Here is a 16,958-nt window from a genome sequence, read left to right on the forward strand (position 1 = left end):
CAGGCGGCCGAGTCCGGCTTCGGCATTGGGCGAAGCAGCCAGGCCGACGTGTTTGCAGCGCGGTCGGCCCTCGTCCTGTTGGAAGACCGACTGAGCACGGTGGACAGGCAGCAACGAAACGCAGCCCTGGTCCTAGCCCGGTGGGTCGGCCCGGACGCCGAGCGGCCAGCCACAGAGGCACCGGCTTGGCAGTCTAGCCGGCTTGAAGATGGCAGGCTGCAAGAGTACATCCCGCTCCACCCCGATCTGATGGTGCTCAAGGCGCGGGTGGATGCCGCACAGACCGACTCGCGGCTGGCCGAGGCCAACCGGCGATCTGACTGGAGCGTCGAGGTGATGTACAGCCAGCGTGGCTCTGCCTACTCAAACATGCTCTCCGTGGGCGTCTCGATTCCCTTGCAGTGGGACCGAGCGAATCGGCAGGACCGTGAACTCGCGGCCAAGCTGTCCATGGTCGACGAAGCGCGCGCCAAGTACGAGGACATGCTGCGCAGCCACGAGGCCGAGGTGCGCGGCCTGCTCAACGACTGGCAAACCGGCAAAAGCCGCGTCGTTCGCCATCGGGACCAGCTCATCCCCCTGGCCGAACAGCGCACCCAGGCGGCTCTGACGGGGTATCGCACAGGCAAGGTGGATTTGGCTGCAGCCCTGTCTGCACGTCGCGATGAGATCGACGCCCGCATGCAGGCGCTCACCGTCGAGATGGAAACCGCCAAGAGCTGGGCCCAGTTGAACTTCCTGTCCCCCAGCGACAGCCTTGCCACATCACGCCAGGAAAAGCCATGAAGAATTTCCACATCCTCCTGGCCTCCGCCCTGGTGCTGGCCTTCGCCGCCGGTGGCTATGCCGCTTTTGAAGTGGGAATGCGCCGCGGCGCCAGCATGGCCGCCCCCGGCACGAGCGCACCCACGCCAAGCGATGCAACCAAGGAGGCCGCTGCGCCCGCGCCACCAGGTGCTGTGCCCCAGAGCATCGGTGAAGGCGAGGAAGCCACCCGACGCCATATTGCTACAGGCATTCAGGCCGGACAGACAGATCCGGCGAATGGCCGCAGGATCCTTTACTATCACGACCCCATGGTGCCGGGCAACAAGTTCGACAAGCCCGCGAAATCCCCCTTCATGGACATGATGCTGGTGCCCGTCTACGCGGACGGCGATGCGGACCAGGGCAAGGTCACCGTGAGCTCTCGTGTCCAGCAGAACCTGGGCGTGCGAACGGCGGTCGTTTCCGAGGGCCAACTGGCGCCACAGGTGAGTGCCGTCGGCAGCATTGCCTTCAATGAGCGCGACCATGCCACCGTGCAGGCCCGCGCCACCGGCTACGTGGAACGGCTACATGTGCGCGCCACGCTGGACAGGGTCGCCAAGGGCCAGCCCCTGGTCGAGCTCTTCGTGCCCGAATGGGTTGCGGCGCAGGAAGAGTTCCTGTCCCTCCACCGCATGCCGGGCAAGGATCTCGCAGGGCTCGTGGATGGTGCGCGTCAGCGCATGCGGCTGGTCGGCATGAACGACGCGCAGATCGCCCTGGTGGAGCGCACCGGCAAGACGCAAGCGCGCACGACGCTCTTCTCGCCCATTGCCGGAGTGGTGACGGAACTGTCGGCCCGCGAGGGTATGACCGTCATGGCCGGGGCGCCGCTGTTCCGCATCAATGGTCTGTCCACCGTATGGGCCAACGCCGAGGTTCCAGAAAGCCAGGCGGCGCTGGTGCGCCCGGGGGCGATGGCGCGGGCCCAAAGCCCTGCGGTGCCGGGCGTCACGTTCGAAGGCCGAATTCAGACCATCCTGCCTGACGTCAATGCCAGCACGCGCACCCTCAAAGCACGCCTGGAGCTGGCCAACCCCGGCCAGCGGCTGGTGCCCGGCATGTTCGTCTCGATGCAGTTCATGGACGTGCTGGGAGAACGCGCACTGTTGATCCCCACTGAAGCTGTGATACAGACCGGCAAGCGCACGGTGGTGTTAGTGGCCGAAGACAACGGCAGGTTCATCCCGCAGGAGATCCAGCCCGGCATCGAGTTCGGCGGCCAGACCGAGGTCAAGAGCGGCCTGCAGGCCGGCCAGCGTGTCGTGGTGTCCTCACAGTTCCTCATCGACTCCGAGGCCAGCCTCAAGGGGGTCGAAGCCCGCCTGAACGAAGCGCCTGCACCGGGGGCCAGCTCCGCCGCTCCGCGCCATGAAGGCGAGGCCCAGATCGTGGCCGTCGACAAGGACTCCATCCTGCTATCGCACGGACCCATTCCCTCCATCCAGTGGGGACCGATGACTATGGAGTTCAAGCCGCCGCCACCCAACGCGCTGCCGCGCCATCTGGAAAAAGGCGACCACGTCACGATCGAATTCTTCATGGACAAGGACGGGATGCCCCAGCTGACGCGGATATCACCAATGCCGGCGCTGGCCACTGCACCAGGGGCCAAGAAATGATCGCCCGGCTGATCCGTTGGTCCATCGCCAATCGCTTTCTCGTGCTGCTGGCCACGCTGATCCTCGGCGCCTGGGGTGTCCATGCCTTACTCAGGACGCCGCTGGACGCGTTGCCCGATCTATCGGACGTGCAGGTCATCATCCGCACCACCTATCCGGGCCAGGCGCCGCGCATTGTCGAGAACCAGGTCACCTATCCGCTGACCACGACGATGCTGTCGGTACCGGGGGCGAAGACCGTGCGCGGCTATTCGTTCTTTGGGGACTCGTTCGTCTACGTGCTGTTCGAGGACGGCACGGACCCCTATTGGGCACGCTCGCGCGTGCTGGAGTACCTCAACCAAGTGCAGTCCAGGCTACCGACGGCGGCCAAGGCCTCGCTCGGTCCTGATGCCACCGGCGTGGGCTGGATCTACCAATACGCCCTGATCGACCGCAGCGGCACCATGGACTCGGGCCAACTGAGGGCCTTGCAGGACTGGTTCCTGAAGTACGAGCTCAAGACCGTGCCCAACGTTGCGGAAGTCGCCTCCGTCGGCGGCATGGTTCGCCAGTACCAGATCGTGCTGGATCCCGACAAGCTGGCCGCTTACGCGATCCCCCACACGCGTATCACTGAAGCCGTGCAAAGAGCGAACCAGGAAGCGGGCGGCTCGGTGCTGGAACTCGGCGAAGCGGAATACATGGTGCGCGCTACGGGCTATCTGCAGTCGCTGGACGATTTCCGGCAGATACCGCTCATGACCACGCCGGCGGGCGTCTCTGTGCGCCTGGGCGACGTGGCGCGCATCCAGTTGGGCCCGGAGATGCGCCGCGGCATCGGGGAGCTGGATGGGGAAGGCGAAGCCACGGGCGGCATCATCGTCATGCGATCGGGCAAGAACGCGCTGGAAACCATCGAGGCGGTAAAGGCCAAACTTCAATCCCTGCAGGCCAGCTTGCCCAAAGGCGTGGAGATCGTCCCGGTATACGACCGCTCCAGCCTGATCGAGCGCGCCGTGAACAACCTTTCGTTCAAGTTGCTTGAAGAGTTCCTGGTGGTGGCTGCCGTGTGCTGGGTCTTCTTGTTCCACCTGCGCTCAGCCTTCGTGGCCATCATCTCGCTGCCCCTGGGGATCCTGGCCGCCTTCATCGTCATGAACTACCAGGGGGTCAACGCCAACATCATGTCGCTGGGCGGTATCGCCATCGCCATCGGCGCCATGGTCGATGCCGCCGTGGTCATGATCGAAAACGCCCACAAGCACCTGGAAAACTGGGCACACGCGCATCCTGACGAAAAACTCGAAGGCGAGGAGCGCTGGCGCGTGATCGGGGACTCGGCGGCCGAAGTGGGCCCCGCCTTGTTCTTCTCCCTATTGATCATCACGCTCTCCTTCATCCCGGTCTTCACGCTGGAGGCCCAGGAAGGGAAGCTGTTCGCGCCCCTGGCGTTCACCAAGACCTACGCCATGGCGGCCGCGGCGGGCCTGTCGGTGACGCTGATCCCGGTGCTGATGGGCTACCTTATCCGAGGGCGCATACCCGACGAAAAGGCCAACCCGCTCAATCGGCTTTTGATCGCGGTCTACCAGCCCTTGCTCAACGGCGTGCTGCAAGCGCCCAAGCTCACGCTGGGGATTGCTGCCGCGGTCCTTGTCATCAGCCTGTGGCCGCTGCAGCACATCGGTGGCGAGTTCATGCCCAGGCTCGACGAGGGAGACTTGCTGTACATGCCAACGGCCTTGCCGGGCCTGTCGGCAGGCAAGGCCGCACAACTACTGCAGCAAACAGACCGGCTGATCAAGACAGTGCCCGAGGTGGCAAGTGTCTATGGCAAGGCTGGCCGTGCAGAGACCGCGACCGACCCGGCGCCGATGGAGATGTTCGAGACCACGATTCAGTTCAAGCCGCGCGAGCAATGGCGGGCAGGCATGACGCAGGACAAGCTGGTGGAAGAACTTGACCGCATCGTCAAAGTGCCGGGTCTGGCCAACATATGGGTGCCGCCGATCCGCAACCGCATCGACATGCTGGCCACCGGGATCAAGAGCCCGGTGGGGGTCAAGGTCGCCGGAACAGATCTCGCGGACATCGACCGCATCACCACGCAGATCGAGAAAGTGCTCAAGGGCGTGCCTGGCGTCTCCAGCGCCCTGGCCGAACGGCTCACGGGCGGGCGTTATGTGGACGTGAACATTCGCCGCGATGCCGCGGCCCGGTTTGGGCTGAACATTGCCGATGTGCAGTCGGTCATAGCCTCTGCCGTGGGCGGCGAGAACATCGGCGAGACGGTCGAAGGGCTTCAGCGCTTCCCCATCAACGTCCGCTACCCCCGGGAAACGCGCGACTCTTTGCAAAAGCTCCGCAGCCTGCCCATCGTCAGCCCCCAGGGTGCACGCCTGGTGTTGTCCGATGTGGCGGATGTGCGCATTTCCGACGGCCCGCCGATGCTCCGAAGTGAAAACGCTCGGCTCTCTGGCTGGGTCTACGTGGACATCCGAGGCCGGGACCTGCGCTCCGCCGTCCAGGACATGCAAAAGGCCGTGACGCAAGAGGTTCAGTTGCCTCCGGGTTACTCGGTTTCCTGGTCTGGCCAGTTCGAGTTCCTGGAACGCGCCACGGCAAAGCTCAAAGTGGTGCTGCCATTCACGCTGTTGATCATCTTCGTGCTGCTCTACCTGACTTTCCGGAGCATCGGGGAGGCGCTGCTCATTATGGCCACGCTGCCGTTCGCCCTGATCGGGGGAATCTGGCTGCTGTACCTGCTGGGCTACAACCTCTCCGTCGCTGGCGCGGTCGGCTTCATTGCGCTGGCTGGGGTCTCGGCAGAGTTCGGCGTGATCATGCTGCTGTACTTGAAGCATGCCTGGCAGGACCGCATCGACCAACACCGGACCGAACCTGCGGACCTGCTGGATGCCATCCGCGAGGGCGCGGTACTGCGGGTGCGCCCCAAGGCCATGACCGTCGCCGTGATTCTGGCTGGCCTGCTGCCCATCATGTGGGGAGTGGGGACCGGATCGGAGGTGATGCAGCGCATCGCCGCGCCCATGGTCGGCGGAATGATCACCGCCCCCTTGCTGTCCATGTTTGTCATCCCCGCCGCCTACCTGCTCATGCGCCGCACTCGTAAGGTACACCCGGAACGACTACAAACCGTCCGCTCTCTTTGAACCGCTACGCAAGTTGCTGGGCGCCCAGGTCAACGCGTAGCACCTCGATTCGGCTGTCAAGACCGACTGCTCAGTCTTGAAAGGGTTAACCCTTCGCATTGATGGTGCTGCCCTTGCGCACCTGCTCAGCGAGCTGAGCCAGCACATCCCCAGCGACACCTTCGCCCAAGCCGCACGACTTTCTCAATACCCCAGTGCTTTCACGCGCACCGCCCCGAGCGCCACCGCATAGAGCCCCAGCGTGAGCGACTCGATGAATCCGTCCTCTTGCGTCAATGCGAACAAAGTCTCTGCAGAAAGAGACATCCAAAGCAGCTTTCCCGCTATTGAGGCAGCGCCGACTAGCCACCAAGTATTGAAACGAAGCAAACAGTGTCCTCCTTGCATGGGTGTGCCAGCCCACACCGTGGGCGGCAGCTTGGTTGTCAGCGCAGGATGAGTACCGGTGCCTTGCTCAAACGCAAAAGCGTTGTGGTGGTGCTGCCCACCACCAACTGGCGAATGCGGGAGTGGCCATAGGCGCCCATGACCAGCAGGGTGTTGCCCTGCGCTTGCACCAACTCTGGCAGCGTTTTTTCGGGCTCGCCTTGCAGCAATACCGTGGCAGCCACAAAGCCCGCGTCCGTTAGTACCTTGTGGGCCTCTTGCAGCTGGACATGGGACTCGGGCGTGTCTGCTGCTGCCATGGCGATCAGCGCGGGTATGCCCTTGAGCATCGGGCTGCGCGCAACGGTGTCCACCATCTTTCGAGCGGTGGCACTGCCGTCATAGGCCAGCACGAAACGCTGAGGCTCTGCGAAATGCTCGAAGGTGACCACAAGCACGGGGCGTTTGACCGCACGGATCACGCGCTCTAAGTGGTGGTCCAGGTGCAGCTTGGAGGAGCCCGTCGCATGGAAATGCTCGCCCAGGACGAACAGCCGAGCGTCGGGTTCCATGTCCAGCGCGCCATCAACCAGCTCGCCGTGGCGCATGCGGGCGTCCAGTTTCTGCACACCAAACGCGCGCGCGCGCTCCTGGGCTTTGGCCAGCATCTGGCGGCCCGCTTCCTGGGCCAGCTTTCCTCGTTGCGCGTCGATCTCGCTCAATTGGCCCAGCAAGGATTCGTGCGCGCCAAACCCGATGGCTCCACTCAGGTCGGTAGCGGCAGAGCGGTCCGGGTCGCGCTCCAAAACGTGGAGAAACTCCAGCGGGACATCCAGCCGCAAAGCGGACCATGCGGCCCAATCGATCACGGCGGCGGTGGCAGCAAGGCCATCAATGCAGGCGTATACCTTGTTCATGTGTGTTGTCTCCTGGTTTGTTAGTGCATGAGCTTTTCAACAGCGCCGGGCTTGTCGTGAATGGCAAAGCGGTCCACTAGCGTGGCGCTGGCTTCGTTCATTCCCACTACTTCGACCTCAGTGCCCTCCCGGCGGAACTTTAGAACCGCCTTGTCCAGCGCGCTCACCGCGGTAATGTCCCAGAAGTGGGCGCGGCTCACGTCGATGCGCACCTTGGGCACCACTTCCTTGAAGTCGAACGCGGCCAAAAACGCTTCGGACGACGCAAAGAACACTTGGCCCACCACGCCGTACACACGCGTGCGGCCCTCGTCCTCGCTGCTGCGGTCCACGCGCAACACGCGGCCCACTTTGTGCGCGAAGAAGATGCCTGACAGCAGCACGCCCACAAACACGCCTTTGGCCAAGTCATGCGTGGACACGGTGACTACCACGGTAGCGATCATCACGATGGACGAGCTGGGTGGATGCTGGCGCAGATTGCGCACCGAGTCCCAGCTGAATGTGCCAATACTCACCATGATCATCACCGCCACCAGTGCAGCCATGGGGATCTGCTTGACCCACTGGCCCAGGAACACCACCATCAAAAGCAAAAACACACCTGCCAGCAAAGTGGAAAGCCTACCGCGGCCGCCCGACTTCACGTTGATGACGGATTGGCCGATCATGGCGCAGCCTGCCATGCCGCCGATAAAGCCCGTGGCAATGTTGGCTACGCCTTGGCCCATGCATTCGCGGTTCTTGTTGCTGGGGGTGTCGGTCAACTCGTCCACTATGGATGCAGTCATCATCGATTCGAGCAGGCCGACCACAGCCAGGGTCACCGAGTAGGGGAAGATGATCTGCAGCGTTTCCAGGTTCAGCGGGATGTCGGGTATCAGGAACACCGGCAAGCTGCTGGGCAGTTCACCCATGTCACCCACGGTACGAATGTCCATCCCCATTGCGATGGAGATGCCCGTCAGTACCACGATGGTGACCAACGGCGAAGGGATCGCCTTGGTGATGTAGGGGAACCCATAAATGATGGCCAGGCCTGCGGCCGTCATGGCGTACACCTGCCAGCCCACATTGGTTAGCTCGGGCAACTGGGCCAGGAAGATGAGGATGGCCAGCGCGTTCACAAAACCCGTGACCACCGAGCGGGACACAAACCGCATTAGCAGGCCGAGCTTCAATACACCCGCCAGGATTTGCAGGATGCCGGTGAGCACCGTAGCGGCAAGGAGGTACTGGAGGCCGTGTTCTTTGACCAAGGTGACCATGAGCAACGCCATCGCCCCCGTAGCCGCAGAGATCATGCCGGGGCGTCCGCCAGCGAACGCGATGATCACGCAGATGCTGAACGAGGCATACAGCCCCACTTTAGGGTCAACGCCCGCAATGATAGAAAAGGCAATAGCTTCAGGAATCAGCGCCAGCGCGACGACGATGCCAGCCAGAAGGTCTCCGCGGATGTTGGAAAACCATGTTTGACGAATAGAGGAGAGATTCATAGGCATAGGCAAAAAATAGAGAGACGACGCGCAGCGACCATCGGAACCGATCGGTATAGGCGCGAAGCAGTATGCTTGCCGACGCGAAACGTGTAGCCCCGGCCGTGAGACAAGGACGCTTGAAGCGGCTAAGCGAAAAGTAGGGAGCGAAACAAAGGGCCGCAAGGCGCGCCTAGAGGGCGCCTAGGGCTGACGCGAACACAGCGCTATGGCGGTGTCACGGAGCAGAAAAAACCGCGTGGCAATTCCTTGCTTCGGGCAGTGCCCGAGCTGTGCAGGGAGGATCGCAGCAAGTTGTGCATCGCACCATTGTAACGAGGTACGCCCTATTTAACTAATTTGAAGGTCTTCGATCATTCAGGTCCGGATGTGAGAGCGGCTCAGCACATCTCGGAAAAAACCTTTACAAATGCGACGGCCGCGCGCCATTCAGCCCCGACAAATTTTCACGAAGGCGGGGAATCTGTACCAGTAGCTCGATATCAGCGTCCTCCCAATTCATATGAAACGCTGCGAACTTGTTGTCGCGACGGAGTTCCTTGACGGGGGATTCTGTTTGCAATGAAACCGAGATCACCCCCGGCTGGACGCTTACCAATCGATCCAGGCCAGCCCTCTCCTTCGGCTTTCAAGCTACTCTGCGCGGTCCCAGCAGCGAAGATGCCAGAGTGAGTGCCATTCAGATTAGGGGCGATCTTGGTTCCCATGGCTCTCAGCTCAGGTGCATACGCCAGGCCATCTCTATCGCTAAACCGATCTTTGACTATCAGTTCACCGACTTGCCGCCGTATTGTTACCAGTGGCCCAACGAGCACAGGACCTCCCGACCCTGAACCCTCGGCCCCTGCGCAAGGAATGCGCATCAGCGCGGGCGAAACACTGGCTGGTGGAAGGCCTGCCACGCCGGCATCACTCTGAAGGCGCTCCCAGCGCCGGGGCGCGTGTCACTAGTTCTAGGGACATACAAACGCCAGCAAAGCCTATAGATTCGCGGCGCGTACAGCTGACCAGTCCCGTGGTGGGCGCTGATCACCCCCTGTTTCGCCTGAAAGACCACGACCCATGGGCATGCCACTCTCTTCCGCTCCGCTGCACACCCGCACGCCTTCGTTGCTTGCCAGGTGGCTTCTTCGATGGGCGGGGCCACTCCTGTGGACCTGGTGGATGGCGATGTTGCCCGCCCAAGCACAGGCGCCAGTGCCCGCCGCCGTGCTGGGAGAGCCGGTGCAGCAACTGTCTCAGGGCGAACGGCACTCCTGCGCACTTACAGCCGCTGGGAGGGTATTTTGCTGGGGCAGTAACTTTTTCGGCCAATTGGGCGATGGCAGCACAACCAACACAAGTACGCCCCAACCGGTCACGGGCCTGTCCAGCGGAGTGGCGGCCATTGCGGCAGGATTCGAACACACCTGCGCGCTGACCACTGCCGGAGCCATGCTGTGCTGGGGCGCCAACACCTATGGCCAACTGGGCGATGGCAGCACGACCCACAAAACCGCTCCCCAGCCGGTCACAGCCCTGGCCAGCGGAGTGGCGGCCATTGCGGCAGGGTTCCAACACACCTGCGCGGTGACCACCGCCGGGGCCGTGTACTGCTGGGGCTTGAATGACAACGGCCAACTGGGCGATGGCAGCACCACCGACAAATCCACGCCCCAGCCCGTCACCGGCCTGGCCAGCGGGGGGGCGGCCCTTTCGGCAGGGAACTACCATACGTGCGTGCTGACAGTCGCCGGGGCCGTGCAGTGCTGGGGCATAAACGCCTTGGGCCAACTGGGCGATGGCAGTAACGCCGGCAAAACCACTCCCCAGCCCGTCACGGGCCTGGCCAGCGGGGTGGTGGCCATTTCGACGGGCGCGCGAGGCAACCACACTTGCGCGGTGACCACGGCTGGGGCCATGCAGTGCTGGGGTCTTGGCATCCACGGCCAACTTGGCGATGGCACTCTTGTCGGTAAAACCACGCCCCAGCCCGTCACAGGGCTTGCCAGCGGAGTAGCGTCCATTGCGGCAGGCGAACACCACACCTGCGCAGTGACCACGGCCGGAGCTGTGCAGTGCTGGGGCGACAACCCGTTTGGCCAGCTGGGCGATGGCAGCACCACTAACAAAAGCACGCCCCAGCCCGTCACGGGCCTGGCCAGCGGGGTGGCGGCCATTGCTGTAGGGAGCTATCACACATGCGCACTGAGCACGGGCGGTACCGCCCAGTGCTGGGGCCGTGCCATCGAGGGCCAACTGGGCAATGGCAGCACTACCGACAAAACCACGCCCCAGCCCGTCGCAATCCTGGCCAGCGGGGCGGCGGCGGTTGTGCCGGGGTTCGGCCACAGCTGCGCGCTGACCACGGCCGGGGCCGTGCAGTGCTGGGGCTACAACGCTTCCGGCCAGCTGGGCGATGGCAGCACCACCAACAAAAGCACGCCCCAGCCCGTCACAGGCCTCGCCAGCGGCGTGGCCGCCATTGCGGCAGGGTACGACCACACCTGCGCCCTGACCATGGCTGGTGCCGTGAAGTGCTGGGGGGCCAACCCCTTCGGCCAACTCGGCGATGGCGGCACCACCAGCAAGAGCACGCCCCAGCCCGTGCCGGGCCTGGCCAGCGGGGTGGCGTCCATTGCGGCAGGGGATTACCACACCTGCGCGCTGACCACCGCCGGGGCGGTGTATTGCTGGGGCAGGAACACTTATGGCAATTTGGGTGATGGCAGTACCACCAACAAAAGCACGCCCCAGGCCGTCACAGGAATGGCCAGCGGGGTGGCGGCCATGGCGCCAGGGTCCGAGCACACCTGCGCCGTGACCACGGCCGGGGCCGTGCAGTGCTGGGGCCGCAACCAGTTCGGTCAGCTGGGCGATGGCAGCACCACCTACAAGAGCACGCCACAGCCCGTCACGGGCCTGGCCAGCGGTGGGGCGGCCATTGTGGCGGGGTACAGCCACACCTGCGCGCTGACCACGGCCGGGGCCGTGCGGTGCTGGGGGGCCAATCCCTTCGGCCAACTGGGCGATGGCAGCACCACCAACAAGAGCACGCCCCAGCCCGTCACCGGCCTGGCCGGCGGGGTGGCGGCCATTGCGGGACGCAACGGGCACACCTGCGCGCTGACCACGGCCGGAGCCGTGCAGTGCTGGGGCCGCAACAATGAAGGCCAACTGGGCGAAGGCAGCACCACCGACCAGAGCACGCCGCAGCCCGTCACGGGGCTGGCCAGCGGGGTGGCGGCCATTGCGGCAGGAGGCAACCACACCTGCGCGTTGGCCACGGCCGAGGCCGTGCAGTGCTGGGGTAACAACTCCAGCGGCCAACTGGGCAACGGGAGCTGGGCCAGCCGCAGCGTGCCAACGCGCATCGCTGCAGCGCAGGCCATCGACTATCCCGTGGCGGTTGGCTCGCCTGCCCCGGGCGCCCCGACCACGCTGGCGGCTACCGCCAGCAGCGGCCTGGCCGTGGCATTCGACACCTTCACGCCCGACGTCTGCACCGTGACCGGCACCGCGCTGACGGTGCTGCCCGGCAAGGGCGGTTATCTGTGCGGCGTGTTGGCCCGCCAGTCCGGCGGTGCAGGCGCCGATGCCGCCTACTTCGCCGAGGCACCGACGCGTTCTCGTCTGCTGCTGGTGCCGCCAGGTGTCCCCGACGCGCCCACCGCCGTCACCGCTACCGCCGGCAATGCACAGGCCACAGTGGTCTGGACACCCCCCGCCAGCAATGGTGGCAGCGCCATCACCGCCTATACCGTGGCAGCGGTGGCCGACCCGACCAAGACCTGCACGGTCAACACCGGCAGCCCGCTGCCCACGACCTGCACGGTGTTGGGGTTGGCCAATGGCACGGCCTACACCTTCGCGGTCAAGGCGACCAATGGGGTGGGCGACAGCGTGGCATCGGCCGCCAGCGCTGCCGCCACTCCCGCGACGCAGCCCGACGCCCCCACCGCCGTTACCGCCACCGCTGGCGACAGCCAGGCCCTTGTTACCTGGGCGGCCCCTGCCAGCAATGGCGGCAGCGCCATCACCGCCTATACCGTGGCAGCGGTGGCCAACCCGGCCAAGACCTGCACGGTCAACACCGGCAGTCCGCTGCCCACCACCTGCACGGTGATGGGGCTGGCCAACGGCACGGCCTACACCTTCGCGGTCAAGGCGACCAATGGGGCGGGCGACAGCGTGGCATCGGCCGCCAGCGCCCCGGTCACACCCACCGCGCCCGCCGGGGGCGGCGCACCCACCTCGGTGAACGTCAACAGCGCCGGCACCACCACCATCACCGACCCCACCCTGCCCATCGTCGTGGGCCCAGGGGCGGTCGGCGCCACCCTCGTGGTGCCGGGCACGGGCACCACGCCGGTCACGCTGCAGATCAACGTCAACGGCCAGCCGCTGTCGGTGCAGGCGCTGCCGGGAACGCAGCTCAAGACCACCCAGGCCAACGGCCAGACCGTGCTGGTGCTGGTGGTGCAGCATGGCTGGGCGTCCATGACCTCCACCGCGGCGGGTCAGCCCCTGGTGCTGGCGGGCGATGTCCTGCTCAGCTCGGGGATGGCGGGCACCACCATCGAGGCGCAGCCGCTCACGGTGGCGGTGCTCGTGGGCGCCCTTGTTCCACCGGCAGGCAGCTTGCCCCAGGTGGGCCGCCTGGGCCTGCTGGCGGGCGAGAAGCTGCAGGTCAATGAACGGGGTGCGCTGATTGCCGTCACCCTGGGCTCGCTCAAAGGCGATACCACGCAGCCCGGTGACGCCATGGCGTTCGCCAACCTGCCGGCCTCGATCACGGTGGATGACAAGGCATTCGCCCGCCTTGCCGGCCCGCTGGCGCGCCTCTCGGGCGCCAGCCTGGCGCAGGGCCTGGAGACAGCTCCCTCGGGCGTGGTGCTGGTGCGCAATGGCGCGCAGATCTACCAACTCCTGCCCGTGCTGCCCATCGCCATCGACGCCACGCTGCCCGATGGCCTGGCCTTCACACCCCTGGGTCTGCTGCGCTGGGTGCGCGGTGGGGTGGTGGTGCAGTTCGCACCAGCCGTGGCCGATCTGGCGGGCTTGGCCAGCGCGGTGGCAGCGGCATTGCCGGGCGCACAACTGAGGCTGGGCGCCGAGGGCGTGCTGCAACTTACCACCGGTGGGCAGACCTATGTGCTGCGCCCCGATTGGACCGGTTCGGGCACGGCTACGGGCACCGCGACGCTCGGCGTGGATGAGCAAGGCCGCATCGTGTTCCAGATCGGCCAAGGCGCGCGCCAGTTGCTGTTGCCCGCGCTGCTGAATATTGCGCAGGCCAATGCCATCTTCACTGCAGCGCTCCCTGGCGCCAGCTTGGCCGTGCAGCCAAGCGCCAGCGATGGCGCCCTGACCCTCACCCTGGGTGGCCAGGGATGGCGCCTGGTGCCGCAGTGGGTGCTGCCTGCTGGCGATGCAGGCCAGACGGAGCCATGGCGCATAGGCGGCGATGGTTTGCTGTACCTGAAGCTGGAGACGCAGGTGCAGGGGGTCCGTGTTGTCAACTAACATGCTGGAGATGGAGAGCGGTGGCGCTGCACTGTCTCTTTTTCTTTCCAACACACTCCATACCCATCCCATGCAACCAGCAATCGCAAGCAGTGCCGCAATACGCGTTGCGATCGTGGAGGATGACCCCCGGTTCCAGACGGCCGTGGCTTCGGCCATTCGCCAGACCGATGATATGTGCCTGCTCTGGGTGGCCGACACCCTGGCGCAGGCGCTGCACGCCTTGAATGCCGAAGGGCCTGCGGCCGACGTGCTGCTGGTGGACCTGGGCTTGCCCGATGGATCCGGCATCAAGGCAATCGCCCAGGCTGCGCGGCTGTGGCCCACCTGCGCCGTGATGGTCAGCACAGCGTTCGGCGACGAGGCGCATGTGCTGCAATCCATCGAAGCGGGGGCCAGCGGCTACCTGCTCAAGGACAGCATGCCCGAGCGCATCGTGGGCGAGATCCGCAGCCTGCATGAGGGCGGCAGTCCCATCAGCCCGCTGATCGCCCGGCAGGTGCTCATGCGCTTCAAGCAGGGCAGTGCACCGGCATCGCCGTCCACTGCTGGGGAGGCCGATGCCGGTGCCGACTCAGGGGTCAACCTGTCCGCGCGCGAGCGCGAGGTGCTGCAGTACATCACCAAGGGGTTCACGGCCGAGGAGATCGCGCGCGTGCTCGAAGTCTCGCACCACACCGTACTCACCTTCGTGCGGCGAACCTATGCCAAGCTCAAGGTGCGCTCCAAGGCCGAGGCAATCTATGAGGCCCGGGTCCGGGGCCTCATCTGACCGGGCACGTGGCGGCATTCTTCGGTTTCCTTGTGCTCGCGGCAAGCCTGCTGTTGGGCAGTGCAGTGCAAGCGCAGCAAGCGCAGCCTGCGGAGGCCGCCGTGGCGCACCGCATCGTGCAGGCGCAGTTGTTCACCCGCTCTACCCTGGGGTTCACGCCCCCGCCCTATGCACTGGGGGATGGCCTGCCAAGCGGCGAGTGGACGACGGTTGACCTGCCTTATTCCGCCCCCACCAGGATGCTGTCCTCGGCCACGCTGGCGCAGGAGCCTTCGCAGGCTCTGCCCCTGACTACCGAGGTCTGGTACCGCCTGGCAGTGCCCGCCCTGGTGTCCGAGGCCAGTCCCCTGTACCTGTACGTGCCGCGCTGGAAGTCGGATGGACAGATTGCCATCTACGGCGACGGCCGGCTGCTTTACAAGTCGGATGCACGGTTCCTGTGGAACGCAGTGAACCTGCCGCTGTGGATACCCCTGCAGGGCACGGCCGGCGCCCCGGCCGTTCGCGAGATACAGATCCGTGGCCAGCGCCTGAGCGGCACCCGTGCCGCCATGTCCACCGCCTGGGTCGGCACCAGCGAGGCCATCGGCTGGCGCTACCAGCTGCGCTACTGGCTGCAGTCCGACTTTCCGGCCATGAGCAGCGCCGCCTTTCTGGCCGCCGGCATCTTCGCCTTTGGCGTGTGGCTGCGGCGGCGGCGCGAAACGATTTACCTGATGTTTTTCGTGGCGTCTGCGGTGGCCTGCGTCAGAACGCTGCACTACTTCGTGAGCCGCCAGCGCGTGCCCATCAGCGATGAATGGTTCAGCTGGCTTACCGTCAGCTCGCTGTTCTGGCTGGTCCTCATCTCCTACTTCTTCCTGCGCTCCCTGCATGGCCTGCGCCACCGCTGGTTGACCATCACCGCCTGCGCGGTCACCGCGTTGGCAAGTGCCATTACGCTGCCGGTGGTGCCGGCACTGCCCAAGGCGGCCCTCATCTCACCGCTGCTGTATGCGGTGTTGCTGGTGATGGGTACCACCCTGTTCATCGTTGCCTGCCGCGATGCCTGGCATGTGCGTTCCCGGGAGGCCGGCCTGCTAGGGGGCTGGGGCCTGCTCAGCCTGCTGGCCGGTGGCTATGACTGGCTGCTGCAAAGCCACCTGCTCGTCAACGTGGAGGGCATGTACCTGGGCGCCTACAGCAACATCGGCGTGTTCTTCATTGCTTCGTACGTCATCCTGCACCGCTACCTGGCCGCTATTGAGGGCATGGAGCGCGTGAACGTCCACCTGGAGCACCGCCTGCGCGAGCGCGAGGTCGAGCTGGTGCAGAGCCATGCGCGACTGCGCGAGGTAGAGCACCGCGAGACCCTGGCGCAGGAGCGCCAGCGCCTGATGCAGGACATGCACGACGGCCTGGGCTCCTCGCTCACCAGCGCCCTGCACCTGGTGCGCCACGGCAAGGCCGGCAGCGAGGAACTGGCCCAGGTGCTGGCCGAATGCATGGATGACCTGAAACTGGCCATCGACTCCATGGAGCCCGTGGACGCTGATTTGCTGCTGCTGCTGGCCACCCTGCGCTTTAGGCTGGCGCCGCGCCTGGAAGGGCTGGGTATGCAATTGCGTTGGGAGGTGAGCGAGGTGCCGCCCCTGCCATGGCTGGATGCTGCCGCAGCGCTGCACCTCTTGCGCATACTGCAGGAATGCTTCGCCAACGTGGTCAAGCACGCCCAGGCCTCGTTCATCCAGCTCGAATGCGAGGAGTGCAATGGCGGCATCGAGGTGCGCGTGATTGACGACGGTCGGGGCTTCGACGTGCACGCCGCCTTGCAGGCACGCGGGCGCGGGCTCAAGAACCAGCTGCGCCGGGCCGAGGCGCTGGGGGGACGGATGTCTTGGAGCCGCAGCACCGGCGAGCCCTCGGCCGTGACACGCTGCGTGCTCTGGTTGCCGCTGCAGGCGCCCCAGTCGGGCGAGCGCAGTGCACCGTGACTCCGGCTGAAGGGCGCCTCCAGCGCTGGCCTGGCCAGAGCGAAGGGCTCGAAGTGAATGGGCACTGACGCCGCGCGGATAGCACCCGCCGACGGCACGTTCCCATGACATCTGGCTGCTCAAACTGAGCCCGCTTGTAACTAGTTCTAGGGACAGACAGGTTTGCAGCATGTCGATACATTTTGGCGATCTAGGGGGCTGCTGCTCGGCCTGACCGATCCGGACGCCGCCGCGCGTCACTGCCAGAACCCCGGGGCCCGCCTGTGCGGCCTCCACTTGCCAACGTTCCGTTTGAACTGCGAATGACTACTCTCAATCCGTTGCGCTCCGCGCGCCCTGCTG

General features: G+C 65.2%; 9 protein-coding genes. 6 read left to right on the top strand and 3 right to left on the bottom strand.

Annotated elements, in window-relative coordinates; genetic code table 11:
- The first annotated feature begins 249 nt into the window (after positions 1–249).
- From U5N23_RS14450 to U5N23_RS14460, 3 genes are read left to right on the top strand one after another with little or no spacing between them, the layout of a single operon-like run.
- Positions 250–786, top strand: a complete 537-nt coding sequence (locus U5N23_RS14450) for a TolC family protein (protein ID WP_322593479.1) — start codon at positions 250–252, stop codon at positions 784–786.
- Complete coding sequence (locus U5N23_RS14455) at positions 783–2,429, top strand: efflux RND transporter periplasmic adaptor subunit (protein WP_322593480.1); 1,647 nt, start codon at positions 783–785, stop codon at positions 2,427–2,429. The genes U5N23_RS14450 and U5N23_RS14455 overlap by 4 nt, the downstream gene beginning before the upstream one ends.
- On the top strand, positions 2,426–5,584 hold the full coding sequence (locus tag U5N23_RS14460; protein ID WP_322593481.1) for an efflux RND transporter permease subunit: 3,159 nt from the start codon (positions 2,426–2,428) through the stop codon (positions 5,582–5,584). Before U5N23_RS14455 ends, U5N23_RS14460 begins: the two co-directional genes overlap by 4 nt.
- Positions 5,585–5,767: 183 nt before the next feature.
- On the opposite strand, the gene U5N23_RS14465 is transcribed toward U5N23_RS14460, so the two are convergent.
- The 3 genes from U5N23_RS14465 to U5N23_RS14475 form a co-directional block, all read right to left on the bottom strand.
- Positions 5,768–5,890 carry a hypothetical protein gene (locus tag U5N23_RS14465; RefSeq protein WP_322593482.1) on the bottom strand — a complete coding sequence of 41 codons (123 nt, stop codon included), beginning with the start codon at positions 5,888–5,890 and terminating at the stop codon, positions 5,768–5,770.
- Positions 5,891–6,009: 119 nt separating this feature from the next.
- Complete coding sequence (locus tag U5N23_RS14470; protein WP_322593483.1) at positions 6,010–6,867, bottom strand: universal stress protein; 858 nt, start codon at positions 6,865–6,867, stop codon at positions 6,010–6,012.
- A gap of 20 nt (positions 6,868–6,887) precedes the next feature.
- Entirely contained in the window at positions 6,888–8,366 is a 1,479-nt protein-coding gene (locus U5N23_RS14475) for a SulP family inorganic anion transporter (RefSeq protein WP_322593484.1), read from the bottom strand.
- Positions 8,367–9,536: 1,170 nt separating this feature from the next.
- On the opposite strand from U5N23_RS14475, the gene U5N23_RS14480 reads away from it, so the two are divergent.
- The 3 genes from U5N23_RS14480 (at position 9,537) to U5N23_RS14490 (ending at position 16,616) form a co-directional block, all read left to right on the top strand.
- Positions 9,537–13,871, top strand: a complete 4,335-nt coding sequence (locus U5N23_RS14480; protein WP_322593485.1) for a fibronectin type III domain-containing protein — start codon at positions 9,537–9,539, stop codon at positions 13,869–13,871.
- Between the two features lie 70 nt (positions 13,872–13,941).
- Positions 13,942–14,643, top strand: a complete 702-nt coding sequence (locus U5N23_RS14485; RefSeq protein WP_322593486.1) for a response regulator transcription factor — start codon at positions 13,942–13,944, stop codon at positions 14,641–14,643.
- Between the two features lie 65 nt (positions 14,644–14,708).
- On the top strand, positions 14,709–16,616 hold the full coding sequence (locus tag U5N23_RS14490; protein WP_322593487.1) for an ATP-binding protein: 1,908 nt from the start codon (positions 14,709–14,711) through the stop codon (positions 16,614–16,616).
- The last annotated feature ends 342 nt before the right edge of the window (positions 16,617–16,958 follow it).

Origin of the sequence: Acidovorax sp. (genome assembly GCF_034519795.1) — a bacterium.
In the GTDB taxonomy this organism is placed as follows: Bacteria; Pseudomonadota; Gammaproteobacteria; order Burkholderiales; family Burkholderiaceae_C; genus Acidovorax.

What these genes read in the sequence shown, in the direction of transcription:
- U5N23_RS14455 (WP_322593480.1), top strand. Translation starts at nt 783, where the DNA reads ATGAAGAATTTCCACATCCTCCTGGCCTCCGCCCTGGTGCTGGCCTTC.
- U5N23_RS14465 (WP_322593482.1), bottom strand. Translation starts at nt 5,890, where the DNA reads ATGTCTCTTTCTGCAGAGACTTTGTTCGCATTGACGCAAGAGGACGGA.
- U5N23_RS14450 (WP_322593479.1), top strand. Translation starts at nt 250, where the DNA reads ATGGTGCTCAAGGCGCGGGTGGATGCCGCACAGACCGACTCGCGGCTG.
- U5N23_RS14485 (WP_322593486.1), top strand. Translation starts at nt 13,942, where the DNA reads ATGCAACCAGCAATCGCAAGCAGTGCCGCAATACGCGTTGCGATCGTG.
- U5N23_RS14460 (WP_322593481.1), top strand. Translation starts at nt 2,426, where the DNA reads ATGATCGCCCGGCTGATCCGTTGGTCCATCGCCAATCGCTTTCTCGTG.
- U5N23_RS14475 (WP_322593484.1), bottom strand. Translation starts at nt 8,366, where the DNA reads ATGAATCTCTCCTCTATTCGTCAAACATGGTTTTCCAACATCCGCGGA.
- U5N23_RS14470 (WP_322593483.1), bottom strand. Translation starts at nt 6,867, where the DNA reads ATGAACAAGGTATACGCCTGCATTGATGGCCTTGCTGCCACCGCCGCC.
- U5N23_RS14480 (WP_322593485.1), top strand. Translation starts at nt 9,537, where the DNA reads ATGTTGCCCGCCCAAGCACAGGCGCCAGTGCCCGCCGCCGTGCTGGGA.